At 39.4% G+C, this 23,977-nt stretch carries 23 protein-coding genes; 14 read left to right on the forward strand and 9 right to left on the reverse strand.

From position 1 onward, the window contains the following. Positions 1-472 precede the first annotated feature (472 nt). The 4 genes from J580_RS17980 (at position 473) to J580_RS17995 (ending at position 3,503) form a co-directional block, all read left to right on the forward strand. The gene (locus tag J580_RS17980) at positions 473-1,405 is read left to right on the forward strand and encodes an RluA family pseudouridine synthase (RefSeq protein WP_005066005.1); all 933 of its coding nucleotides are present in this window, start codon (positions 473-475) and stop codon (positions 1,403-1,405) included. Beyond that, positions 1,402-2,076 (forward strand): HAD-IA family hydrolase, encoded by a 675-nt coding sequence (locus tag J580_RS17985; protein ID WP_032005132.1) that lies wholly within the window; start codon positions 1,402-1,404, stop codon positions 2,074-2,076. Before J580_RS17980 ends, J580_RS17985 begins: the two co-directional genes overlap by 4 nt. Positions 2,077-2,152: 76 nt before the next feature. Next, on the forward strand, positions 2,153-2,848 hold the full coding sequence (locus J580_RS17990; protein ID WP_032005133.1) for a helix-turn-helix transcriptional regulator: 696 nt from the start codon (positions 2,153-2,155) through the stop codon (positions 2,846-2,848). A gap of 49 nt (positions 2,849-2,897) precedes the next feature. Next, positions 2,898-3,503: a glutathione S-transferase family protein gene (locus tag J580_RS17995; protein ID WP_005079230.1), complete on the forward strand. Its 606-nt coding sequence runs from the start codon at positions 2,898-2,900 to the stop codon at positions 3,501-3,503. A 58-nt stretch (positions 3,504-3,561) separates the two neighbouring features. Here the strand turns inward: J580_RS17995 and J580_RS18000 are convergent, their stop codons facing one another. Further along, the gene (locus tag J580_RS18000) at positions 3,562-4,239 is read right to left on the reverse strand and encodes a DUF1345 domain-containing protein (RefSeq protein ID WP_032005134.1); all 678 of its coding nucleotides are present in this window, start codon (positions 4,237-4,239) and stop codon (positions 3,562-3,564) included. A 266-nt stretch (positions 4,240-4,505) separates the two neighbouring features. Then, entirely contained in the window at positions 4,506-5,411 is a 906-nt protein-coding gene (hcaR, locus tag J580_RS18005; protein ID WP_005079222.1) for a DNA-binding transcriptional regulator HcaR, read from the reverse strand. A 654-nt stretch (positions 5,412-6,065) separates the two neighbouring features. On the opposite strand from hcaR, the gene J580_RS18010 reads away from it, so the two are divergent. After that, the gene (locus J580_RS18010; protein ID WP_032005135.1) at positions 6,066-7,118 is read left to right on the forward strand and encodes an MBL fold metallo-hydrolase; all 1,053 of its coding nucleotides are present in this window, start codon (positions 6,066-6,068) and stop codon (positions 7,116-7,118) included. Positions 7,119-7,184: 66 nt separating this feature from the next. Here J580_RS18010 and katG read toward each other — a convergent pair whose 3' ends face one another. From katG to J580_RS18025, 3 genes are all read right to left on the reverse strand, one after another. Then, the gene (gene katG, locus J580_RS18015; protein WP_032005136.1) at positions 7,185-9,341 is read right to left on the reverse strand and encodes a catalase/peroxidase HPI; all 2,157 of its coding nucleotides are present in this window, start codon (positions 9,339-9,341) and stop codon (positions 7,185-7,187) included. A 524-nt stretch (positions 9,342-9,865) separates the two neighbouring features. After that, entirely contained in the window at positions 9,866-12,160 is a 2,295-nt protein-coding gene (gene ptsP / locus J580_RS18020; RefSeq protein ID WP_005066019.1) for a phosphoenolpyruvate--protein phosphotransferase, read from the reverse strand. An 85-nt stretch (positions 12,161-12,245) separates the two neighbouring features. Next, a complete protein-coding gene (locus tag J580_RS18025; RefSeq protein WP_032005137.1) occupies positions 12,246-12,731 on the reverse strand; it encodes an RNA pyrophosphohydrolase in 486 nt (161 codons plus the stop codon). Positions 12,732-12,913: 182 nt separating this feature from the next. Here J580_RS18025 and J580_RS18030 point away from each other — a divergent pair, with 182 nt between their 5' ends. The 3 genes from J580_RS18030 to J580_RS18040 all read left to right on the forward strand — a co-directional run bounded on the left by J580_RS18030 (position 12,914) and on the right by J580_RS18040 (position 15,993). Then, positions 12,914-13,564, forward strand: coding sequence for an HAD family hydrolase (locus J580_RS18030; RefSeq protein ID WP_002115098.1), 651 nt, complete (start codon positions 12,914-12,916; stop codon positions 13,562-13,564). 189 nt (positions 13,565-13,753) lie between these two features. Next, positions 13,754-15,193 carry a DUF2252 domain-containing protein gene (locus tag J580_RS18035; protein WP_032005138.1) on the forward strand — a complete coding sequence of 480 codons (1,440 nt, stop codon included), beginning with the start codon at positions 13,754-13,756 and terminating at the stop codon, positions 15,191-15,193. Between the two features lie 53 nt (positions 15,194-15,246). Beyond that, positions 15,247-15,993, forward strand: coding sequence for a sporulation protein (locus J580_RS18040; protein ID WP_032005139.1), 747 nt, complete (start codon positions 15,247-15,249; stop codon positions 15,991-15,993). 34 nt (positions 15,994-16,027) lie between these two features. Here the strand turns inward: J580_RS18040 and J580_RS18045 are convergent, their stop codons facing one another. Beyond that, on the reverse strand, positions 16,028-16,891 hold the full coding sequence (locus J580_RS18045; protein WP_005066023.1) for a LysR family transcriptional regulator: 864 nt from the start codon (positions 16,889-16,891) through the stop codon (positions 16,028-16,030). 115 nt (positions 16,892-17,006) lie between these two features. Further along, positions 17,007-17,255: a DUF2061 domain-containing protein gene (locus J580_RS0104410; RefSeq protein ID WP_005079212.1), complete on the reverse strand. Its 249-nt coding sequence runs from the start codon at positions 17,253-17,255 to the stop codon at positions 17,007-17,009. Positions 17,256-17,498: 243 nt separating this feature from the next. Here J580_RS0104410 and leuC point away from each other — a divergent pair, with 243 nt between their 5' ends. From leuC to leuB, 4 genes are all read left to right on the forward strand, one after another. Beyond that, on the forward strand, positions 17,499-18,917 hold the full coding sequence (gene leuC, locus J580_RS18050) for a 3-isopropylmalate dehydratase large subunit (RefSeq protein WP_032005140.1): 1,419 nt from the start codon (positions 17,499-17,501) through the stop codon (positions 18,915-18,917). Positions 18,918-18,935: 18 nt separating this feature from the next. Continuing rightward, on the forward strand, positions 18,936-19,583 hold the full coding sequence (leuD, locus tag J580_RS18055) for a 3-isopropylmalate dehydratase small subunit (protein ID WP_032005141.1): 648 nt from the start codon (positions 18,936-18,938) through the stop codon (positions 19,581-19,583). Between the two features lie 112 nt (positions 19,584-19,695). After that, the gene (locus J580_RS18060; protein ID WP_005066026.1) at positions 19,696-20,280 is read left to right on the forward strand and encodes a hypothetical protein; all 585 of its coding nucleotides are present in this window, start codon (positions 19,696-19,698) and stop codon (positions 20,278-20,280) included. Positions 20,281-20,319: 39 nt separating this feature from the next. Continuing rightward, positions 20,320-21,399, forward strand: coding sequence for a 3-isopropylmalate dehydrogenase (gene leuB, locus J580_RS18065; protein WP_002114882.1), 1,080 nt, complete (start codon positions 20,320-20,322; stop codon positions 21,397-21,399). Between the two features lie 53 nt (positions 21,400-21,452). On the opposite strand, the gene J580_RS18070 is transcribed toward leuB, so the two are convergent. Beyond that, positions 21,453-21,860 (reverse strand): hypothetical protein, encoded by a 408-nt coding sequence (locus J580_RS18070; RefSeq protein WP_017482006.1) that lies wholly within the window; start codon positions 21,858-21,860, stop codon positions 21,453-21,455. A 175-nt stretch (positions 21,861-22,035) separates the two neighbouring features. Between J580_RS18070 and J580_RS18075 the strand changes: the two genes are divergently transcribed. Beyond that, positions 22,036-22,407, forward strand: a complete 372-nt coding sequence (locus tag J580_RS18075) for a lysozyme inhibitor LprI family protein (protein ID WP_005079207.1) — start codon at positions 22,036-22,038, stop codon at positions 22,405-22,407. 51 nt (positions 22,408-22,458) lie between these two features. Here the strand turns inward: J580_RS18075 and infA are convergent, their stop codons facing one another. Then, the gene (gene infA / locus J580_RS18080; RefSeq protein WP_001284370.1) at positions 22,459-22,680 is read right to left on the reverse strand and encodes a translation initiation factor IF-1; all 222 of its coding nucleotides are present in this window, start codon (positions 22,678-22,680) and stop codon (positions 22,459-22,461) included. Between the two features lie 263 nt (positions 22,681-22,943). On the opposite strand from infA, the gene J580_RS18085 reads away from it, so the two are divergent. Beyond that, positions 22,944-23,954, forward strand: a complete 1,011-nt coding sequence (locus J580_RS18085; protein ID WP_005066032.1) for an AraC family transcriptional regulator — start codon at positions 22,944-22,946, stop codon at positions 23,952-23,954. Positions 23,955-23,977 lie beyond the last annotated feature (23 nt).

Below are 23,977 nucleotides of genomic sequence, written 5' to 3' on the forward strand. Positions count from 1 at the left end.
TGTCATTGGGCGCGAAGTGACTTCTTTTTGGAAGTTTGATACGGAATGTTCATCGTATCGGTGCTTTCGGCAGTTCCAATGCATCAACGCTTTAGCCTGAAGGCAACATTAAGGAGCGATTTGTCTGATGTGTATCAGTTTACGTTCCATAACCAACTAGAGTTGGTAACATATTTTTTTGAACAAACTGAATTAAACGCAACAGTTTGTCATTTTGCCGATATAATAAGCCTTCGGCGTCGGCATAATTCTTTAGGACCAATCCGAGCTGGTGATGAAAGCATCATTTTGATTGAGGTTTCAATCAGGGAAATTCCCTATTAGATGTTCACTTACGGCGGTATCCGTGCGCTGACTATATCAAACCTTGCAGCATCTGCCTATGGGCTAAGCTTAGATTTCTTGTGAAAAAACTAAGCTAATCGGTCATTTATTAATCAAATTTAGCAAAATTTCAGGTTTAAATATTAGTATGAATTCTACACAGCAATGGCAAAGTGTCACTTGGTTTGAGGTGGATGAACATCAAGCAGGACAGCGAATTGATAATTTCCTGTTTTCGCGTTTAAAGGGTGTACCTAAGAGTCGTATTTATCGTTTGATTCGTGAAGGTCAGGTTCGAGTAAACAAAAAACGTATTAAAGCTGAGACCAAATTAGAGATTGGAGATCAGATTCGTGTTGCACCGATCCGCTATGAACAAAAGGATGAAACCGCTGCTCCTGTAAGTGACAGTGTAGCACAGAGCCTACTCAGTCGTGTGGTCTATGAAGATGAAGGCTTGTTAGTCATTAATAAACCATCAGGTATTGCTGTACATGGTGGTAGTGGTGTGGCGTATGGTTTGATTGAGGCTTTACGCGCCGCGACAGGTAAAAAATATTTAGAACTGATTCACCGTATCGACCGTGACACCTCTGGTCTGGTCATGATTAGCAAGAAACGTAGTACTTTAAAGCTGCTACAAGATATGTTGCGTGAGCACAAAATTCGTAAGACTTATGCGGCAATTGTAAAAGGTCAGGTGAGTCTCGATAAACAACTCATTGATGCACCTTTATTTCGTTATGAGTTAGCCAATGGCGAGCGTCGTGTACGTGTGTCCAAAGAAGGTAAGCCAAGTAAAACCGAATGGGTTGTTGCAGAGCGTTTTAAAAATGCCACTTTGGTTCATGCATCGCCGTTATCAGGTCGTACCCATCAAATTCGTGTACATGGTTTAAGTATTGGACATCCGTTGTTGGGTGATGATAAATATGGACATACCACTGAGTACGCAGGTCCGCAGGCACGACGTTTATGTTTACACGCGATGCGTTTAGATATTCCGGGTTATCCACCGATTGAAGCGCCGTTGCCAGAAGACATGACCCAGTTATTAAAGGCTTTGAGAGTAGCAAAATGAGTCTGAAAACCGAATTAGTAATTTTTGATTGGGATGGAACTTTATATAACTCTGTTGGCCAGATTGTTGCGAGCCTACAACATGCAGCAGAGCAACATGAATTGTCTCTAAGCGATGAAGCTGCAAAAAGTATTATTGGGTTAGGCTTGCCTGAGGTGATGCAGACCTTATTTCCAGAAGCGCCAGAATTGCATGACTCGATCTTAAAGGCATATGGCGATCACTATATTGCGAACTCGACTAGTGACGCATGGTTTGAGGGTATTTCTGAACTACTTCATGATTTAAAAGCCCAAGGTTTAAAGCTTGCAGTTGCAACGGGTAAAAACCGCCGTGGGTTAGACCGTGTAATCGCAAAAACACAAAGTACTCATCTTTTTGATGTGACTCGGGCAGCCAACGAAACACGTTCAAAACCAGATCCGCTCATGCTGCAAGAAATATTGACTGTAACTGGTGTGAATGTTGAGCAAGCGGTTATGATTGGTGACAGCAGCTATGATCTTGAGATGGCACAGCGTTTAGGGATGCCGCGTATTGGAGTAGGCTATGGCGTACATTCGGTTGAAGTTCTGCAAAAGTTCCAACCTTTAACGATTGCTAAAGATGTACAAGAGCTTCACAACTTTTTGAGAGGGTATGCTCAGTTACCTACTGTAGATGTCGCTTAAATTGAAATAGTATTAAAGAGGGAATACGTTCCCTCTTTCTCTTTAAGCTGAATAACAAAACAATAAGAAGAGAAAAATGAGCCGTTCAATTCGTCTATTAAATCTTTTACAACAGCTCCGTGAAGCCCGTTACCCAATCACAGCACAAGTCTTGGCTGAAAGCCTAAACATTAGTGTTCGAAGTGTCTATCGAGATATTGATAGCTTACGTGAGCAAGGTGTAAGAATTGATGCCTCAGCAGGCTTAGGTTTTCAGCTTAAAGAAGACATCTTATTACCACCGGTTACTTTTAATGAGAATGAAGCCGAAGCTCTATTTTTAGCTTTAGAGTGGTTGAAAGACGTTCCAGATCAGGCAATGAAATCGGCAGCCGTTTCAATCTATTCTAAACTTTATGCAGTTCTACCTGAGCACCGGAAATATTTGATCGATGACATGACGCTAGGCATTACACATTACTGGCATCCGGTTGATGAAGCTTTAGTAGAACAAGTACGTTTAGCGATTCGTAAACAAGTAAAAATAAAAGTCGATTATTGCGATGAACAAAAACGGTTAAGTGAACGTTCACTTTGGCCTTTTGCTTTAGGGTATTTACATGACAAAGTTGTACTTGCTGCTTGGTGTGAATTGCGGCAGGCATTTCGCCATTTTCGGATAGATCGTATCCATGACTTGCAAATGAGTGAGGAAATATATCCTGAATTTAAAAAACATCTGTTTCAAAGATGGTGGAAACAAGAAATGCAAAGGACTACTGACAAAAACTGACAAAAGTTATTTGTAAACTAGGAACTACGATAAACAAGGAGCAATAAGAATGAGCCTTAAACTTTATACTAACAAAGAGTCACGTGGTGTAGTTATTGACTGGCTTTTGGTCGAGTTGGGTGTTGAATGTGAACGAATTGAAGTCGCATATAAGACCGAGATGAAGTCGCCTGAATATCTAAAACTTAATCCTTTTGGAAAAGTACCTGTATTGGTAGATGGCGATGTAGTGATTTATGAGTTGGGTGCAATCTGTGCGTATCTAGCCGACAAGTTTAGTGATAAAGGTTTGGCACCAGCCTTGAATGATCCGAAACGTGGTTTGTACTACCGTTGGTTATTTGTGATGGCGGGCCCTTGGGAAGCTGCGGGTGTTGATAAAGCTTTAGGAATAGAAGTATCACCTGAGCAAAAAATGTTTGTTGGCTATGGCGATTACAACGATGCTTATCAAGCTTTAGTTCAGGGATTGAGTGAAGCGAATCCGTATGTATGTGGTGAGCAATTTACCGCAGCAGATGTAAGTGTGGGAGCAATGCTTTTATGGCAGTTAAAAATGAATGCGATTGAATCACATCCTGCTATTACCCGTTATGTTGAAACGATCAAACAGCGTGAAGGCTTAAAACAAAGTACTATGGGGCAACTGCTGTAAACCTAATATTCTTAAAAGTCACCCAAAGGGGTGGCTTTTTTGTTTTCAAATAAAGATTTTAATTGGTAAGAAAACCAGCAGCAACGTTAATACAAATCGCTAAAATGGTGGTATTAAATCCAAAAGACAACACAGCGTGAAATAAGTTTAAAAGACGCATGTGCTTGGTGGTAATTGACACATCCGCAGTTTGAGCAGAAGTACCAATAATATAACTAAAATATAGAAAATCAGGATAAGTTGGCTGTTTTGTACCAGGGAAATCTAACCCTCCATTTTCCTCATTTCTAGATAAAGCCATATAAAAATCATGGGCATAATGTAGAGCAAAAACGGTATGCATAAAAAGCCATGCAGACACAATGGTGAGTAAAGCTAAAGCCACATGACCTAACTTTGCAGAACTATCGGAAGGGAGTTGTGACAGTTGAATTAGAATAGCAACCAAACACATGATTAATGCTAATAAAACAATCAGCATAATGACCCATTTGCTTTCATCTTGTTTTTTAGCTTGCTGTTGCATTTGTGAATGGTCGGCACTTTTCATGAGTTGCCAAACATGTAGTAAATATATGCTAACGGAAGCATTCCAGCTGACTAATAAAATAGTTGACCACTTCCATGATGTTAACCATGTCAAAATACCGGCTGTGACAATACCTATGAATAAAGCAATAAAGAAATGTGGGCGGTTTTGTACACTACGTCCTAGATGTTGAAATAAGCCAACCATTTTCCTAGTCTCCTTTATTACACGGGAAATATATTATTTTTTATTAAATGGTGAAAATAATATATGGTTTTATATAGATTTTATTTCAATTCTTTTCATTTATATTCATGAGATATTTAATTTTACCTATTAGGTAAAATAGGACATTACCGTGGATTAAACTGTTTATAAAAAGTATAAAATAAATAAAAGGAATATTTATTTATACTTTTTTATAAAGATGATCTTATTAATCATGCGCTTAATAATAAAATTATTCGTAATAATTAAGCGTGGTTTAAGTTTTTATCTAAATGAAATACTTTAGTGAGCTGGTCAATGAATTTTTGAACGCCTAAAGACTGTGAGTTTTTACGATAGTTTACGAATAAATCAAGTGTTGGTAAGTCGACATCAAGTGGACGAACTATCGTGTTTTTGATGCCTAAAGGCGCAACATAGGCAGGTAAAATTGTACAGCCTAATCCAGAACCAAGAGAGTTAATATTGAATAATATACTGTCTGCTTTTTGAACAATATTCAGTTCGATGTTATGAGTTTTAGCGAAATCTAAAATGGTGTTATGTAAGGTTTGTGATTGTTCGGCTGCCGGAATGATAAAGTCAATACCTTGTAAGGCATGGACTGGGATTCGATCATATTGAGCAAGTGGATGATTTTTAGGAAGTAAGAAAATCAGGGGTTCAGTTAAAACAAATTGGCTTTGTATTTCATCACTATCTGTATTTTCACGGGTAAACGTAATGTCCAGCTCTCCTTTTTTTAAGGCTTTAAGCTGTTCAGTATTGTTTAAATTAGATAGTTCAATAGTAAGGTCTGGGTATTGTAGTCGCAGATTAGGAAGCACATAAGGGAAAATTTTCATTTCTGCGATGGGAACGAAACCGATACGTAACAATTGCTGTTTAGCCTTAGAAACTTGTCGTGCCATAGCGACCGCTTTTTCAGCCTGAGCGAGGGTGAGTCGAGCATGTTCTAAAAATACTTCGCCTTCTTCTGTTAACTCAACTTTGCGTTTTGTGCGGTTTAAAAGTCGTACACCAACGTCTTCTTCTAAATCTTTAATTTGTTGGCTAAGAGAGGGCTGTGCGGTAAAAAGTTTAAGAGCGGCTTTACTAAAATTTAATTCTTCAGCAACGGTAATGAAATATCGGAGATGGCGTAGTTCCATAAGACTAATCCAAAAAATGTCTTACTATGATTTAAGTGAAGTATAAAGCATAAATAGATATAGCGTGAAGGTGATTTAGGTATTTATAAAATAAATGGAATTTTAATTTTCATTAAAGATTTAATATAGGAATATAAGCTCTAATAATTCATAAAATATATTAATAATTAAATAATAAATACATTATTTTTAATTAATCAAAGAATTTTCTAAAGGATTTAAATATTCATTTAAGAAATTCTCATATTATGCAAAAACTAGAATAATAAAATAAATTTATAACCTAGAGGTCGCTAAGATCTACCCAAATGTAATTGTTACTAAATATATTGTTTTTATTGCACAGAAGAATCTTAAGTTAAAAATTACGGGTGACAAAGATGAAATAGACAGGTTCTATGGCGGCTTTTCGTCATCTTCTAATTGTTATGTTATACAAGAAGTCTTAGTAAGAATGGTAATTACTGACGCATAAACTCAACACATCTAAGTGTTTTTTATGGCACTCTAATTTAACTTAGGTTGGCTATGACCACGATAAAATGGATATTTATATGATAAATAAGTGTAAGTGCCATAGCTTAATTTGTTTTAATCGTTAAGATAGAAACCTGATCACATCCATTCTGCTGATGCTAAAACATAGAAAAGCCCATGAAAGACAAGCCGACATTAACATATCAATTGCCGACTCAGTCCTGTTGGACGCATACATGGATAAAACCTCCTTTTTGTCATCCCGAGTCTGGGCATGAAACGGATACACGTTTTTATAATCAACAACCTAAATCACCTGCTCGTGGCTCAAAAGAGTTATTGCGTTGGTTGGTTACGCGTGAGTCTTTTACATGGAATGTGGATATTCAAAATGAATATGAAACCCGTGTAAATACGGCTGTAGCTTTGCCGCAAAATCGACCTCAGGCAGATCTGGATGATTGGCAAGTCTGGTTCGTTGGGCATGCAACGGTATTGGTTCAGATTGGTCCTTATAACTTTATTACCGACCCAGTGTGGTGTGATTATGCAAGTCCTTCACAAGGGCGTGGCCCACGCCGTGTATGCCCAGCAGGTTTTGCACTAGAACAATTACCGACGATTCATGGAGTTTTGCTCAGCCATAATCATTATGACCATATGGACTTGGCAACACTTGAATGGCTACATAAAAAATTCGCAATGCCAATTTACACTGGACTTGGGAATGGGTTTTATCTACCTAAAGAGTTTCATGTCATTGAGATGGATTGGTGGCAAGAAATTCCCTATCACGAATTAAGAATAATCTATACACCTGCACAGCATGGTTCAGGTCGTGGTTTGCGCGACCAGAATAAGGCACTTTGGGGCGGCTTTTCGGTCGTGGCTAAAACAGGTCATTGTTTCTTTGCGGGTGATACCGGTTATGCGGGTCATTTTAAGCAAATACATGCCCGTTATGGCGCACCGCGAGTTGCCTTACTTCCAATAGGTGCGTATGAGCCACGTGAATTGATGAGCTATGTTCATATGAACCCGCAAGATGCGCTACATGCGCACTTCGATTTACAGGCTCATCGTTCTATTGCGATTCATTATCGGACTTTCCAGTTGACTGATGAAGACCGAGAAGATCCAGAGCATGCTCTAGCACAGGCAATTAAAGCTTCGTCAAAGCTTGCAAATCCTTTTTATTGCATTCGGGAAGGACACAAACTTACTGTTTAAAAAACGATGCTTGATATTAAAAAAGCCAGTTCAAATTGAACTGGCTTTTTACTATTTTGACTTAAATTAGGCTAAGTCAAAACGGTCAAGATTCATGACTTTAGTCCATGCAGCAACAAAGTCTTGAACAAATTTTTCTTTACCATCTGCCTGAGCATAAACTTCGGCTAATGCACGTAAGATTGAGTTTGAACCGAAGACTAAATCATTACGTGTTGCGGTAAATTTTACTGCGCCTGTTTTACGATCTTTGCCTTCAAATACTTCGCTTGTTGAGTCAACAGGTGCCCATACAGTTGACATGTCGAGTAAGTTCGTAAAGAAGTCTGTGCTGAGTACACCAACTTGCTGAGTGAATACGCCGTGTTGTGAGCCATCCCAGTTGGTGTCCAGTACACGTAAGCCACCAATCAATGCAGTTAACTCTGGTGCAGTCAAAGTCAGTTGTTGTGCTTTATCAATTAATAATGCCTCAGTTGTTGCGCTGACACCCTCTTTTTTCCAGTTTCTAAAACCATCGGCAAGGCCAAGGAGTAATTGGAAAGATTCGACATCAGTTTGACTTTGTAATGCATCAACACGACCAGGGGCAAATGGAACGCTAATGTTGAAACCTGCCGCTTGAGCAGCTTGTTCTACACCAACATTACCTGCAAGCACGATTAAATCAGCTAATGATAATTGAGTAGAAGCTTTGAGTTCTTCAATTTTAGTTAAAGTCTCAACGGCTTTTTTATTTACGTCCCATTCACGTTGTGGCGATAAAGCAATACGTGCACCATTTGCACCGCCACGCTTGTCTCCACCACGGAACGTGGATGCTGAAGCCCAACCAAGGGAAACTAGCTCACCAGCAGATAATCCCAATGCAACAATTTTTGCTTTTGCATCATCTATGCTAGCAGCAGATGGTATAGCGCTGGCAGCAGGTAATGGGTCTTGCCAGATTAAATCTTCAGCCGGAACTTCAGGACCTAAATAACGTGCTTTTGGCCCCATATCACGGTGAGTTAATTTGAACCAAGCGCGAGCAAAAGCATTGGCAAATGCTTGTGGATCGTTAAGGAAACGACGAGAGATCTTTTCAAACTCAGGATCAAAACGTAAGGTCAAATCTGTAGTAAGCATTGTTGGCTTACGTTTAACTGATGGGTCGAATGGATCTGGAATGATTGCCTCAGCATCTGCTGCTACCCATTGAATTGCACCAGCAGGTGAACGCTCTTGTACCCACTCGTATTTGAATAGGTTTTCAAAGAAGTAGTTGCTCCATTGTGTTGGCGTTTGTGACCAAATCACTTCTAAACCTGAGGTGATTGCATCTTTACCCACACCAGTACCAAAACTGTTTGACCAGCCAAAGCCCATTTGTTCAATTGATGCTCCCTCAGGATCAGCCTGAACATGGTCAGCAGAGGCAGCGCCGTGAGTTTTACCTAAAGTATGACCGCCCGCGATTAAGGCAACAATTTCTTCATCATCCATTGCCATATTGCCGAAAGTCGCGCGAATAAATGGTGCAGCCGATTTTGGATCACCGCTGGCTTGTGGGCCTTCAGGGTTTACATAAATTAGACCCATTTCGGTTGCAGCTAGATTGCTGCCTTCCAATGCTTCAGAGTTGCGATGAGCTAACCATTCTTTTTCATCGCCCCAGTTTACATCGTTGTCTGGTTCCCAAACATCTTCACGACCTGCACCAAAACCGAAGGTGCGGAAACCCGAAGATTCAAGTGCGATGTTTCCAGCAAGAATAAATAAATCTGCCCACGATATTTTTTGACCGTATTTTTGTTTAACTGGCCATAATAAGCGGCGCGCTTTATCTAAGCTTGCATTGTCAGGCCAACTATTTAATGGCGCAAAACGTTGTTGACCACGACCAGCACCACCACGACCATCGCCCATGCGATATGTACCGGCAGCATGCCACGCTAAACGAATAAATAAGCCTGTATAATTTCCCCAATCGGCTGGCCACCAATCTTGAGAATCGGTTAATACATTTTTGATATCAGCTTTGAGGGTGTAGTAGTCGAGTTTTTTAAATTCTTGACGGTAATTAAATTCTTTACCGAGTGGATTAGAGCGTTCTGAATGTTGGTTGAGTAGGTCGACGCGTAGTTGTTTTGGCCACCAGTGTAAACTAGGCGTGCCACCACCGACCGTTACCTCTGATTTTGATTTATGGCCTGAAAAAGGGCATTTTGATTCGTCTGACATGGTTATATTCTCTCTGGGTAATAATTATTGAGCTCTTCGTAAAATGTTAGGGCTCATTTTCCTGGACTTCTGGTTTAAAAACTCATGTTTACTAAATAAAGAAATGGGAGAACAAATGGTGAGAGAAACCGTTTAAAAGTCTTTTCACTGAGATGTCGGCCATTATTTTTTATTTAATAATGCATCAGATTCCTTTACTTGTTATTCCTCCAATTTACTGCATGAAGGTTAAAAAACAAGAGGAAAAATAAGATGAAACTTGTAAATAACGATGCATAGAATTACCTCTTCAATTGTTGGAACAACGTAAGATCTTTTAATAACGCTCTGTAAATATACTAGGAGTAGGAGTCTTATTTTTCAAATGGATTAAACTGTCAATATTGATTTAAAAAACCGATTATATGTTTATTTAATAGATTAAGATGGCGGCAATAGTGAGATGAAATTTTTTATATTGAGTTGTAGTAGAAGCGATCTCAAATGAATAAAGGAGAGCATTGCTCTCCTTTATTGTTTATATATTAAACATTTACGATTCGATTCGATTTCACCATATCAGCTAAACCGTGAGTTTTAAAATAGTACTCAAGCCAACTTTTCACGATGAGTGGATTATTCATTTTCATGACATCATCCAGCAATTTTTGTGCATCTGTCATAGGGACATGACAAATTGCTTTTCTTACTCGCAAAATGTTACTCGAACTCATCGAAAGGGTATTGAAGCCCATCGCCATGAGCAGAATTGCTGATAATGGATCACCTGCCATCTCACCACAAATACTGATAGGTTTTTTGTATTCATGACATTCTTTAACTAAGCGGGTTAGCGCACGTAGAATGGATGGGTGAAAGTGTGAGTAAACGTTTGCCACATGTGGATTATTACGGTCAACTGCAAGTAAATACTGGGTTAAGTCATTTGAACCGACCGAGAAGAAATCGACGAGTTCGGCAAACTCATCAATTTGTAGCAGTACGCTCGGCACCTCAACCATAATCCCAATTTTTGGTTTGGTAATTTTAACTTGCTCTTCTTCTTGCACTGCAATCCAGTCACGCTCAAGTAAATAAAGTACTTCTTCTACTTCACTGACTGTAGTGACCATTGGCAATAAAATATGCAAATTATTTAAACCAATACTGGCTTTGAGCATGGCGCGAATTTGCGAAGAAAAAATCTCGGGATGATCGAGCGTGAAACGAATACCACGCCAGCCTAATGCCGAGTTTTCTTCTTCAATACTGAAATACGGCAAGTCTTTATCGGCACCAATATCCAGAGTTCGCATCACTACAGGTTTATTGGCGAAATGGCTCAATTGTTGACGGTAGATTGCGCGTTGTTCTTCTTCACCTGGGAAGCGTTCCCGTAACATGAATGGAATTTCACTTCGGTATAGACCGACGCCTTGAGCACCGCGTTGTACTCCGCGTACTACGTCAATCATGAGGCCCGTATTCACATAGAGCTGAACAGACACACCATCTGGTGTAATCGCTTCTTTGGTCTCGTATTGTTTGAGATCTTTTGCGATTTGCTCATCTTCTTTTTGGATTTCTTTATAGCGTTGACGTAAACGACGTGGAGGGTTTACAAAAACACGGCCTTGATAGGCATCCACAATCATTTCTGCATCATCAAGTGTGTTCACTGGCAGTTCAGTTACACCAACTACGGTTGGAATACCTAATGCACGGGCAACAATCACCATATGCGAATTGGCTGCGCCTTCTGACGTCACAATCGCTGCAATATTGTCTACTGGCAACTCAACGAGAGCCGCAGTACTAATTTCTTCACCAATTAAAATACTGTCTGGACTCAGGTCACGATGGCTAGAGTCTTCTTCTTGCAAAGAGGCTAAAATACGTCGCCCTAAATCTTTAAGGTCGGAAACTCGTTCACGAAGATAGTCATCTTCCATTTGTGCAAAAAGGGCAGTGTGTTTTTCAATGACACGACGTACTGCACCTTGTGCCCAATGTCCATCACGAATGAGTTCTTTGATTTCTGCTGGCAATGCATTTTCATCTAGCATTCTTAAGAAAACACTAAATAAAGCGCGCTCTTCGGCCATGAGTGAATCATGCATTTTTTCATCCAGAGAACGAATCTCTGAACGTACTGATGAAATGGCTTGATCTAAAATTCGAAGTTCATCGCTAATATCTTCTGCTTCACGATCAGGCACAGAACCCAAATCGGCAGGGGGATATAAAATAATAGCGCGACCTAAGGCAACACCGCCTGCACCTGAAGCGCCTTGAAAGGTTTTGTAGGCAGGTCCATTACTCGGCTTACGGAATACGTCAATATTACCTACTGCATGAGCATGAGCAATAACGCCAGAAAGCTGAGCACACAGTGTAACTAAAAAGGACTCGGCAGCTTCACTAAAATCTTGAGGAAGTTTATTTTGGACAACCAAAACGCCCATAACCTTACGACGATACATGACCGGTACGCCGAGGAAAGAGTTATAAATTTCTTCGCCTGTTTCAGGTAAATACAAGAAACGCTCATGTTTTGGCGCATTGTCAAGGTTAACGATTTCTTCGCGTTGCCCGACCAGACCAACCAAGCCTTCACCGAGTTGCAAAGAAACATGGCCTACAGATTCTGGATTTAAGCCTTTAGAGGCCATTAATACATAGCGCTGATTGCGTTCATCGAGTAAATAAATAGAACAAACATCCACTTTCATGGCCTCAGCAACCTGATTAACCATGATGTCTAATGATTCATGCAAACTGACGGACGCATTAACCTCTTGGACAATGCGCCGTAGAGTGTCGAGTTGCATGTTTGACATGGATGTATACTCCAGTATTTTTTTAGACTATGAATGTATTTATAACAGCACTTTTAATAAAAATCATTTGCTAGATAAATGATTTTTAGGGTAATTGTTGCATCGGCAACTGTGTACACAACTCCACCATGGCTTTACGATAAACATCACGCTTGAAGTTCACCACTTGTCCAAGAGGATACCAATAGCTAACCCACTGCCATTCATCGAATTCGGGCGGGTCGGAAAGGTTTAACTGAATATTTTTTGCAGGCGCAGTTAACTTCAGTAAAAACCATTTTTGTTTCTGTCCGATACATACGGGGTCAGAGTCTGACCGAATGTACCGATGTGGCAAACGATAACGCAGCCATCCTTTGGTTTGCGCAATAATCTGGACATGTTCGGGCAATAAGCCGATTTCTTCTCTCAGTTCTCGAAAAAGTGCCTGTTCAGGGGTTTCTCCAAACTGGATGCCTCCTTGTGGAAATTGCCAAGAATTGTGACCAATGCGCTTTGCCCATAAAACCTGTCCATCATCGTTTGCCAAAATGATCCCGACATTCGGTCGGAAACCTTCTGAATCGATCATTTGGCTACCTAAATATTGTCTATATCGTTGACTTTAATCGCGGGGACAAACACTTTTTTATGTCCAGCTCGAAAAGATCAAAGTAAAATGTTTAAATTGATACGATCTTAACGAATTTCTATCGACTAGCGGAGATAGATTTACATTTTTTTTCTTAAATTTCAGTTTAAACGAGAATTTTCATGAAACTGGCGTTGTTTGATTTAGACCATACCTTGTTAAATACCGATTCAGACCATTCTTGGGGTGAATTTTTAGTCAATGAAGGTTTGGTTGATCCGGTTCATCATCGTCAGATGAATGATAAATTTTATGAAGATTACAAAGCAGGCCAACTTGACCCATATGCTTATAATGAATTTGTTTTTGGATTTTTAACGCAGCATGACAATGACTACTTAACTGAGCTCCACCAATTGTTCATGCAAAAAGTCATTCGTCCGCAAATGCGTCCAAAAGGTTTTGATGCAATCAAAAAGCATCAAGATTTAGGCCATACCATTGTGGGTATTACGGCAACAAGTGATTTTATTACTGCACCGATTTTTCGTGAATTTGGGATTACCGAAATTTTAGCAACCAATGCTGAAGTGGCTGACGGAAAATATACGGGTAAAGTTGCTGGTTTAGCGTGTTATCAAAAAGGCAAACTTGCACGTCTAGATGCATGGTTGGAAGGCCGTAACGTGTCTGAGTCCTGGGCGTATTCCGATTCAATTAATGACCGTTTTTTACTTGAATATGCAACGCATGCAATTGCAGTAAACCCTGATGATCGTCTTGAAAAACTGGCTCAAGAACATAACTGGGACATTCAGGACTGGTCGATTTAAGATTATGGAGTTGGAAGAACAGTTTGAAAAGTTTTGAGGTCTTCCAACTCTTAATTATATTTAAAATCATTTTTTAATATCTCTTATAGATCTTAGCTAAAAACAGATATTGTTCTGATTAATAAAATAAATTCTATCTTGGCAAAGATTTCAGAATATAAAAAAATTTAATTTAAAAATGAGGAAATAATGTCAAAAACAGTACAAATTAAATTACCAAAACAACTTTGGAATGATGAAAGTATTGATTTAACACGTCATAGCTATCAGGGGAAACTACTAAATAAAAGCGAAGGTTTCAAATTAGGTAAGGCTCAACGTAAAAAAGTTCCACGTGAACACCTATCAAAACTTTCTGAACGACCAAAAGGTACAACTGCTTTAACGATCTATGATTGGAGTAACCAAGGTCGTTTAGAAAAACTCAAACCGATTCGTGCAAAACGGATGAGTGTTTCTCCATTTACATTTTATCGTGGCATGCCTTCTTTGATGCTATTTGATCAAGCGTGGGAGCCGGTAAACTCAGGCTTATTTCAACAGATTTGTGGGGATTGTCATTTAAGTAATTTTGGCGGTTTTGCAAGTCCCGAACGTAACCTGTTATTTGGAATTAATGATTTTGACGAAACTTTAGTTGCCCCATTTGAATGGGATGTAAAGCGCTTAGCAACCAGTTTTGTAATCGCGGCACGTGATATTCATCTTGCAGAGAAAGTCGGGTTAAAAGCAATTAAAATAATGCTGAATAGTTATCGTCAGCACTTATTAGAAATTACAGAACTTTCACCACTCCAAGTTTGGTATGAAAAAGTTGATGCCAGTACATTATTAGAAAATACTGAGTGTCGAAAACTAAGAAAGAAACGCGAGAAGCACCTCGATTCAGCACAGAAAAGAACTGCGTACTCTGTTTTGCCGAAGCTTACCCAGCAAGATCAAGATACAGGATTTCGTCATTTTGTGGATGATGCGCCGTTATTATGGCATCCAAGTGCAAATGAACCATTTGGTAAAGATGTTGATGTATTCTTTCAACAATACCGTGATTCTTTGAAATACGATCGCCAAGTACTTTTTGATCGTTATCAACGTACCGATGTAGCTTTGAAAGTGGTGGGTGTCGGAAGTGTTGGTACACGATCCGCGATTGCATTATTTCAAGATGCAGATCGGGAACCGTTAATTTTACAAATGAAAGAAGCGAATCCATCAATTCTCAACCCGTTATTTGTAGACAAGGTAAATCACGAAGGTGAGCGTGTAGTGCATGGTCAGCAGCTCATGCAGGCCGCAAGTGATATATTTCTTGGGTTCTCTTCCATATCAAATCAACATTTTCATGTACGTCAGTTACGTGATATGAAAATCTCGGTTGATCTTAGTGACATGGATGATGAGTATTTCTATGAGTATGCCGAAAGTTGTGGTTTAGCCTTAGCTCATGCCCACGCTAAATCTGGAAATGCAGATGTACTTATGGGATACCTTGGCGAAGGTAATACGATAGTAGAAGTATTACAAACGTATGCAGAAGAATATGCAGAACGTAATCTAAATGACTATGATCAATTTATGAATGAAGTTGCAGATGGTAAGATTCAGCTCGCTGGAGATGATGCACTTTAATAATAAGTATGCTGCTACAGATGACATGAAATAATTCGAAAGGTTAGAGAAAAATGTTTAGTAAAATTATGTCTGGTTTGGGTCTTCAAGGTGTGACGGTAGAAACTGTTTTACAGAACCCAAGCTTGCAAGCAGGCAGCACATTGCATGGAGAAATTAGCTTTAAAGGCGGATCATCTGATAAAGAGATTAATGGTCTTTATTTGCAATTGGTGACGATGGCAGAAGTCGAATCTGGTGATCATGAGTTTAACCAACCTTTAGTTTTACAAGAGTGGTTAGTGAACTCTCGATTCCTCTTGCCAGCACATCAAGCGCATTCTTTCCCTTTTAGTATTCAACTACCATTTGAGACACCGATTACTGAGGTTGCTTGCCGAAGAAATGGTGCACGTGTTTGGATTCAAACCCATATGGATGTTGATTGGGGATTAGATGCAACTGATCGTGATTATCTAAAGGTTCTGCCAACTTCAGCCATGCAAATATTTCTACAGGCTATGCAGCGATGTGGCTTTGTTTTATCGACAGTAGATGTAGAAAAAGGGCAGCTTACTGCGCGAAATTTTAGATCAACGATTGGTTGTTACCAAGAGCTTGAATTTGTCTCTTCACATATGTTTAGCGGATTTAATGAGGTTGAAGTTTCTTTCGTTGCTGAACCTAATCAAACTCACGTTATGCTTGAAGTAGACCGCCATTTTCGATCAGATCAGCTATTAACGATGACGATTCCACATCATATGCTTGATGAAAACCAAATGGTGCAACAAATTCGAAGCCTCTTAAAGCTTGGATAAATTAAATTAGAGTAGATGCTTAAATAAGAGCCTTTTATGCATCCTGCATCATTTTAATTAACTCCTGCATGGCTCTAGATTGAGTGCGTGCAGGATGCCAAACCATACCTAATTGACGATTCATCTCAACATTCAAATCAAGCTGCTGCATATCCTGATTCAGCAGAGTTTTAGGTAAAACTGACCAACCCAAACCAATCGACACCAACATGCGAATAGACTCGAGAGGGTTATTACTCATGGTAATTTTTGGTTTAAGTCCTTGTTTTTCAAACTCAGCTAAAGTGATTTGGGCAGTATAAGTTTGTGCAGCGGGTAATAAACTTGGATATTCAATTAAGTCTTGTAAGGTGAGATTCTTTTTTTGCGCCAACGGATGAAAAGGGGCAGCAACAAAAACTAAAGGATCATTCCAAATTGTAATGTAGTTAAGACGCTCATCTCCTGAAGGAGGAAGCGTTAAAAATGCTAGTTCTAAATCACCAGCCAATACTTGTTCATGGGCTTGCTCTGAGTCAACAAAATGCACATCTAGAGTGACTTGAGGAAATTGCTGAACAAAATGTTTAAGCGGTGCAGGTAAGTGATGTAAACCAATATGGTGACTCGTACCGACTTTCAAGCGGCCTTGTACCTGAGTTTGTTCATGGCTCAGCGTATGGTGAATATCACCCAGCTCATTTAACCAGTTTTTAACTTTAGGAAGTAATGAATGTGCAGCATGAGTTGCTTGAACACCACGACCTGCAGATTCGAATAGTTTTACGCCAAAATATTCTTCTAAGCTGTGAATTCGTTTGGTAACAGCAGGTTGAGTAATAAATAACTGATCTGCTGCCACAGAGATAGACCCTGTTTCCATAACTTTTACAAAAGCTTCAAAGGCTGCAAGATTCATAATACAACTCAACTTGGAATAGAAAAATCGAGGGGCTAAAGTTGCCGAGCCAAAATCGTATCATGCTTGCAGCAAAACGAGTGAGAAAGTTGTGAATTACCGCACTAATCTTAGCCTAAGCCGTTGTTTCTTTTTCAGCTAAGGCTGATATGCGGCGATCTTTAGCAGCCCAAACTTTTTCATGGAAGAAAAAAGCAAAAGCTTGTACGGTTGGTTCAAGCATACTTAATGTTAAAGCCATCCAGATATTACCTGTTACAAAGTATGCGACTAGCATTGCGACAGTAATATGCATAATGTAATAGCTTAAGGTTTTCTTTAAGGTACGTTGATTATTTATAACGAATTTTTGGATATTAGCCATGATCCTTCTCTTTAGCCACTTTAGATATTTTTAGTATAGGCATTAGAGTATAAGATTAAAAATTGATTATGCAAATGATAATCATTAACAAAAACGATTTATTAAATTTGATGCACCTTATGGAAATTATAATTTATTCCAAAAAGTTTTCTAATTTATAAAAATGATAAATTAGATTTATGTGAAACTCTGGCTATAATCGAATAAAGATCAGAATTACCCAGTCCAATGGAGCAAGACGACATGGCAGGCAAAACTTTATATGACAAATTGTGGGATGACCACGTTGTTTCACAGCGTGATGATGGCTCATGTTTACTATACATTGACCGTCATTTATTGCATGAAGTGACAAGTCCACAAGCATTTGAAGGTTTGCAACTTGCGGATCGTCAACCATGGCGTTTAAGTGCAAACGTTGCTACACCGGACCACAATGTTCCAACGTCTAAAAAGGAACGTGACCAAGGCATCGCTGGTATTGAAGATGATACATCTCGTATTCAAGTTCAAACCTTAGATGACAACTGTAAAGCCTTTAATATTGTTGAATTTAGTATTAATGATATCCGTCAGGGTATTGTGCATGTGGTTGGACCTGAACAGGGCTTAACTTTACCGGGCATGACGGTCGTATGTGGTGATTCTCATACAGCTACTCACGGTGCTTTCGGTTGTTTGGCGCATGGTATTGGAACATCTGAAGTTGAACATGTGTTAGCAACACAATGCTTGATTCAGAAAAAATCTAAAAACATGTTAGTTCGTGTAGATGGCGTATTGGGTAAAGGCGTAACACCAAAAGATGTTGTGTTGGCCATTATCGGTAAAATTGGTACAGCTGGCGGTACAGGCTATGCAATCGAATTTGGTGGCCAAGTGTTCCGTGATATGTCGATTGAAGGGCGTATGACGGTATGTAACATGGCGATTGAAGCAGGTGCTCGTGTCGGTATGGTTGCTGTTGATGACAAAACTATTGAATATGTGAAAGGCCGTAGCTACGCACCAAAAGGCGAGCAATGGGACCAAGCAGTTGCTTACTGGAACACATTGCATTCAGACGAAGATGCTGTGTTTGATGCAGTTGTTGAATTAAATGGCGCAGAAATTGAACCACAAGTGTCTTGGGGAACTTCACCTGAGATGGTTATTCCTGTTACTGAAGCTGTACCAACTTTAGAACAAGCGAAAGATGACGTTCAACGTAATGATTGGACACGTGCTTATCAATATATGGGTTTAAATGCAGGTCAGGCATTAACAGATATTCAGCTTGATCGTGTGTTTATTGGTTCTTGTACTAACTCACGTATTGAAGACATCCGTGCTGCTGCTGAGGTGGTTAAGGGTCGTAAAGTGGCATCCACCATTAAGCAAGCCATGATTGTTCCGGGTTCTGGTTTAGTCAAACAACAAGCTGAAAAAGAAGGCTTAGATAAAATCTTCTTGGAAGCTGGCTTTGAATGGCGTGAGCCGGGTTGTTCAATGTGTTTAGCAATGAATGCTGATAAGTTACAACCAGGTGAACACTGTGCTTCGACGTCTAATCGTAACTTTGAAGGCCGTCAAGGCAATGGTGGTCGTACTCACTTGGTGAGCCCGGCAATGGCAGCAGCGGCTGCAATCGCTGGTCACTTCGTTGATGTTCGTTCATTTTAATTCGGTCTGGAGCAAACCATGAAAGCTTATACAGTTGAACAAGGTATCGTTGCACCATTAGATCGTGCCAATGTTGATACAGATTTAATTATTCCAAAACAGTTTTTAAAGTCGATTAAGCGCACTGGTTTTGGCGAAAACTTATTTGATGAACTTCGGTATTTAGATGAAGGTTATCCGGGGCAAGACAATTCAGTACGTCCAAAAAATCCGGATTTCGTTTTAAACCAGCCTCGTTATCAAGGAGCAACTGTTTTAATTGCTCGTACTAACTTTGGTTGTGGTTCAAGTCGTGAGCATGCGCCTTGGGCATTAAATGAATATGGATTCCGTACCGTTATTGCACCAAGCTTTGCTGATATTTTCTTTAATAACTGTTTCAAAAATGGCATGTTACCTGTCATTTTGCCAGAAGAAACAGTTGAGCAGTTATTTAAAGAATGTGCTGCTAATGAGGGATATCAATTAACAATTGATTTAGCAGCTCAAGAAGTACGTACGCCAACAGGTGAAGCGTTTAAATTTGAAGTTGATCCGTTTCGTAAGCACTGCTTGTTAAATGGATTGGATGATATTGGTTTAACTCTTCAAAATGCGGACGCAATTCGCGCTTATGAAGAAAAAACTAAACAAGTTCGTCCTTGGGTATTCCAAGAGTTGAATTAACCTTTCGGTACATTTTAAACATAGCCATGGCGTAGCGTTCAAACTCTTGCTAACATGCTAAAGCATAAAAACACCTTAGAATTATGCACTAGATGAGGATTGGGCTTGAACAATGAAGAGGAACGTTACTCATAGCTTTTTGTTGAGCCTGTGCGCAATAACACTCAGTGCTTGTCAAAGCACTTACAATGTAGTGGATACTGTCCGCATTAAGCAGGCTGAACAAGAAAATTTGGGGCAGAATGCAGCAATATATTGTTCGGGCGCGAAGAGTTGTGAATTTGAACGACTAAATGATATTACTGTAGTGGATGCGCAAACACGAAGAATTAGTAATCAGGCAATTCATCAAGGGATTGTGAGATTACAAGGTTCAGTGCTTAGCCAAACTAACAGCTTATATTTATCTGTGCCTGCTAAACAATATGAAGTGGTGATCCGTTTCTATCCGATCTCTCCGGATCGTGCAGAAACATTTCATGTGATTCACCAGTTTAATGCTAACCATCGCTATACATTTAAAATGTACCGAGACAAATCTAACCGTTCGGGTAGTTTGCTGAATGTTTCTGTACCAGATCCATTATGTGTCGATTTAGAACAAGATGGGCATGTCATTCGCCGTTTTTGTCGACCATTTGATGTTACAACAGGACTAGGTGAATTCCTTGAGCAGAAAAAACTAACACCGCGGTAGTTGTAGCACTGCTTGTCTTTGGAAAATGGAAAAAAGTTCATGTCTAAACAGATTTTAATTTTAGCTGGTGATGGTATTGGTCCTGAAATTGTTGGGGCAGCAGAAAAAGTATTAAATACAGTAAATGAAAAATTTAATTTATCGTTAACTTGGGAACATGGCTTATTAGGCGGTGCGGCAATTGATGCGCATGGTGAACCGTACCCAGCAGTAACAAGTGAACAAGCAAAAAAAGCTGATGCAATTTTATTAGGTGCGGTAGGCGGACCAAAATGGGACACTATTGAGCGCTCTATTCGCCCTGAACGTGGTCTTTTAAAAATTCGTAGTGAACTTAACTTGTTTGCTAACTTGCGCCCAGCGATTTTATATCCGCAATTAGCAGATGCTTCTAGTTTGAAGCCTGAAATTGTTGCTGGCTTAGATATTTTAATTGTTCGTGAATTAACTGGCGGTATCTATTTTGGTCAGCCACGTGGTATTCGTGAACTCGAAAACGGTGAAAAGCAAGGGTATAACACTGACGTTTACTCTGAAAGCGAAATTAAGCGTATTGCAAAAGTAGCTTTTGAACTTGCAGGCTTACGTGGTGGAAAGGTTTGTTCCGTAGATAAAGCTAACGTTTTGGAAGTTACAGAACTTTGGAAGCAAACAGTTACTGATTTACAGCAAGCAAATTATTCAAATATTCAGCTTTCACATATGTATGTTGATAACGCTGCAATGCAACTTGTACGTGCACCGAAACAGTTTGACGTGATCGTAACGGGTAACTTGTTTGGCGACATCTTATCTGATGAAGCAGCAATGCTTACAGGTTCAATCGGCATGTTGCCATCGGCTTCGTTAGATGAAAATGGCAAAGGTATGTATGAGCCTTGTCATGGTTCTGCACCTGATATCGCGGGTCAAAATGTGGCAAACCCATTAGCAACTATTCTTTCAGTTGCAATGATGCTTCGCTACACATTCCGTGAAGAAGCTGCTGCAAAAGCAATTGAAGATGCAGTAGGTCAAGTGCTTGATCAAGGTTTGCGTACAGCAGATATTATGTCTGAAGGTATGACAAAAGTAGGTACGGCTGAAATGGGTGAGGCTGTTGTAGCTGCTCTTGCTTAAAAGCTTATGATAAAAAAACGCAGCGTTGAGCTGCGTTTTTTTATGCCTATGTTTTAACAGGCTTTACCCTCATATTGAATTGACTCGGCAATGTCATTTTTAAGCTGGAAAATCACTTTGCAATTGAAATTAATATCATAAGAATTGCCGCTCAGATTTCCTGATTGGACGGGAATAGAGCTTCCTCTCATATCAACATTACTTACCATCGGAATTGGAATGCTTAAAGGACGCAAAATCGTATAGATGAGTTGATTGGATGTTTTTTGCGGTGTATTGGCGACTTGAAAACCAAGACTACGTAGATTGATATCTTGTTGAATGGTCGCCGAGGATTTACCTAAAAAGCCTTTTAAATATTCCTGTAAATCTACGGATTGACGTGGGTGGCTAGCACAACCGTTAAGACAAATAATGATGAAAGATAATAAGCCAATTTGGCAGCGGGTATATATGTTCATTTTTCTCACTATATAAAATTATATTTATTATTAAAGAACAATAGGTTGTATTTACAAGCTTGTAAAGTAAAAAAGGAGGATTATGATAAATAGAAGGTTAATTTGTCTTTCGATTTATCAATTACATTCGAATCACTTTAATAATAATTTCATAGAAAACTTAAGGAAGAATAGTATGAGAAAAATAGTTTTTGCTTTTTTATGCAGCTTTGGCATGACTTCAGTCTATGCAGATAACTGTGATAGTGCCCGCAATACTTATGATGATATTTACTGTACAAATAAAATTTATGCGAGTGCTGATGCAGATTTGAATAAGAATTATCAAGCACTGCGAGTAAAGTTAAACACCGCGCAGAAAAATATTCTTAAGAAGTCTCAGCTTGCATGGATACGTCAACGTGATGCCGAGTGTACAGATTCAAATAGGAATAGTGTAGACGTGCAATGTCGTTTACAGACAACGCAAGAAAGAAACCATTGGCTGCAAGAAAGATTGCGTGAATGCCAAACGGTGGGATGTAAAACCAGTCGCTTAAGTGAATAAATAACGCAATAAAAAAGCCACATCATAAAGTGGCTTTTTTGCATTCACTAATTAGCGAGCACGGTACGTAATACGACCTTTAGTTAAGTCATATGGAGTCATTTCGACTTTTACACTGTCGCCAGTAAGAATACGAATATAGTGTTTACGCATTTTACCAGAAATGTGTGCAATAACTTCGTGACCGTTTTCAAGACGTACACGGAACATCGTATTAGGAAGCGTTTCGGTGACAACGCCTTCGAACTCAATGAGTTCCTCTTTATTGGCCATAGCCTACCTGATGATCAAATTGGAAAGGCGCAAATTATAGTCAATTTTTTTAAAAAAAACAAGATAGACACACTTCTGCTAAAGCATCTGGTTAAAGTATGACTAATAAAAAAAGATGTAATTTTTTTCACAAAAGAAGTGTAATTCTGTTGTCAGTTTGGTCAATCAACGCTAATCTAAAATCATAGTTATTAGGGACTGTTAATTGCATAAAGGTCAACAGCCCTAAATATCAATGAAGTATCTACATGGAAGGGCACTGCGTGGGTCAGCTAACAGATGCATCAGTTGTATTACGCTTTGGCTACCAAGCGATTCGTCGTGCGGGTTTGCCAACAGAAGAAATATTAACCAAAGCGGGAGTTGCTTTAAATCAGGTCGATACCAATGCACGTACACCGTTAAGTGCACAGTACGCCTTTTGGACTGCCGCTCAGGAAGTCAGTAAAGATCCAGACATCGGTCTGCATTTAGGTGAGCATTTGCCTTTGTATCGAGGGCAGGTGATTGAACATCTATTTATTAGTAGTGAAACCTTTGGTGAAGGCTTAAAACGAGCTTTAGCTTATCAGCGACTGATTAGTGATGCATTTGATGCAAAACTAGTAGTTGAAGAAGGACGTTGTTATTTAACCAATGGTGAACAGATTGGTGCTGACAATCTCGTCAATCGTCATTTCTCTGAATGTGCAATTTCGGGCGTGCTTAGATTTTTTAAGTTCATTACTGAAGGACAATTTCATCCTATCTTCATCGATTTTAATTTTAGCGAAGGAGCTTCTGAGGATGAATATTTCCGTGTATTTGGCTGCCCAGTTAGCTTAGGTCAGAAAGAGACACGTTTATATTTTGACCCAGCTATTTTAGATTTTCAGCTTTGGCAGGCAGAGCCAGAGTTACTTCAATTGCATGAACAATTAGCGATTGAAAAGTTACAAGAACTCGCCCGTTATGATTTAGTGGGTGAGGTTCGTCGTGCGATTGGTTCGACACTTGAAAGTGGAGAAACAACTTTAGAGACGGTTGCTGCTCAGTTGAATATTACGCCGCGTCGTTTACGTACTCAGCTCAGTGAGGCAAATACCAGTTTTCAACAAATACTTTCTGACTATCGTTGTCGTTTGGCTAAAAAGCTTCTGGCAAATACCAATGAGAGTGTTGAACGTATTGTGTATTTAACTGGCTTCTCTGAACCAAGTACGTTCTATCGTGCATTTAAGCGTTGGACGAATGAAACACCTGTTGAATACCGTAAGCGTAAGCAGCATCGTTAGATAAGTATATGTAAAGTTGGCTA

Source organism: Acinetobacter sp. 1542444, from assembly GCF_000581835.1.
Taxonomy (GTDB): Bacteria; Pseudomonadota; Gammaproteobacteria; order Pseudomonadales; family Moraxellaceae; genus Acinetobacter; species Acinetobacter pittii.

What these genes read in the sequence shown, in the direction of transcription:
- J580_RS17980 (WP_005066005.1), top strand. Translation starts at nt 473, where the DNA reads ATGAATTCTACACAGCAATGGCAAAGTGTCACTTGGTTTGAGGTGGAT.
- J580_RS17985 (WP_032005132.1), top strand. Translation starts at nt 1,402, where the DNA reads ATGAGTCTGAAAACCGAATTAGTAATTTTTGATTGGGATGGAACTTTA.
- J580_RS17990 (WP_032005133.1), top strand. Translation starts at nt 2,153, where the DNA reads ATGAGCCGTTCAATTCGTCTATTAAATCTTTTACAACAGCTCCGTGAA.
- J580_RS17995 (WP_005079230.1), top strand. Translation starts at nt 2,898, where the DNA reads ATGAGCCTTAAACTTTATACTAACAAAGAGTCACGTGGTGTAGTTATT.
- J580_RS18000 (WP_032005134.1), bottom strand. Translation starts at nt 4,239, where the DNA reads ATGGTTGGCTTATTTCAACATCTAGGACGTAGTGTACAAAACCGCCCA.
- hcaR (WP_005079222.1), bottom strand. Translation starts at nt 5,411, where the DNA reads ATGGAACTACGCCATCTCCGATATTTCATTACCGTTGCTGAAGAATTA.
- J580_RS18010 (WP_032005135.1), top strand. Translation starts at nt 6,066, where the DNA reads ATGAAAGACAAGCCGACATTAACATATCAATTGCCGACTCAGTCCTGT.
- katG (WP_032005136.1), bottom strand. Translation starts at nt 9,341, where the DNA reads ATGTCAGACGAATCAAAATGCCCTTTTTCAGGCCATAAATCAAAATCA.
- ptsP (WP_005066019.1), bottom strand. Translation starts at nt 12,160, where the DNA reads ATGTCAAACATGCAACTCGACACTCTACGGCGCATTGTCCAAGAGGTT.
- J580_RS18025 (WP_032005137.1), bottom strand. Translation starts at nt 12,731, where the DNA reads ATGATCGATTCAGAAGGTTTCCGACCGAATGTCGGGATCATTTTGGCA.
- J580_RS18030 (WP_002115098.1), top strand. Translation starts at nt 12,914, where the DNA reads ATGAAACTGGCGTTGTTTGATTTAGACCATACCTTGTTAAATACCGAT.
- J580_RS18035 (WP_032005138.1), top strand. Translation starts at nt 13,754, where the DNA reads ATGTCAAAAACAGTACAAATTAAATTACCAAAACAACTTTGGAATGAT.
- J580_RS18040 (WP_032005139.1), top strand. Translation starts at nt 15,247, where the DNA reads ATGTTTAGTAAAATTATGTCTGGTTTGGGTCTTCAAGGTGTGACGGTA.
- J580_RS18045 (WP_005066023.1), bottom strand. Translation starts at nt 16,891, where the DNA reads ATGAATCTTGCAGCCTTTGAAGCTTTTGTAAAAGTTATGGAAACAGGG.
- J580_RS0104410 (WP_005079212.1), bottom strand. Translation starts at nt 17,255, where the DNA reads ATGGCTAATATCCAAAAATTCGTTATAAATAATCAACGTACCTTAAAG.
- leuC (WP_032005140.1), top strand. Translation starts at nt 17,499, where the DNA reads ATGGCAGGCAAAACTTTATATGACAAATTGTGGGATGACCACGTTGTT.
- leuD (WP_032005141.1), top strand. Translation starts at nt 18,936, where the DNA reads ATGAAAGCTTATACAGTTGAACAAGGTATCGTTGCACCATTAGATCGT.
- J580_RS18060 (WP_005066026.1), top strand. Translation starts at nt 19,696, where the DNA reads ATGAAGAGGAACGTTACTCATAGCTTTTTGTTGAGCCTGTGCGCAATA.
- leuB (WP_002114882.1), top strand. Translation starts at nt 20,320, where the DNA reads ATGTCTAAACAGATTTTAATTTTAGCTGGTGATGGTATTGGTCCTGAA.
- J580_RS18070 (WP_017482006.1), bottom strand. Translation starts at nt 21,860, where the DNA reads ATGAACATATATACCCGCTGCCAAATTGGCTTATTATCTTTCATCATT.
- J580_RS18075 (WP_005079207.1), top strand. Translation starts at nt 22,036, where the DNA reads ATGAGAAAAATAGTTTTTGCTTTTTTATGCAGCTTTGGCATGACTTCA.
- infA (WP_001284370.1), bottom strand. Translation starts at nt 22,680, where the DNA reads ATGGCCAATAAAGAGGAACTCATTGAGTTCGAAGGCGTTGTCACCGAA.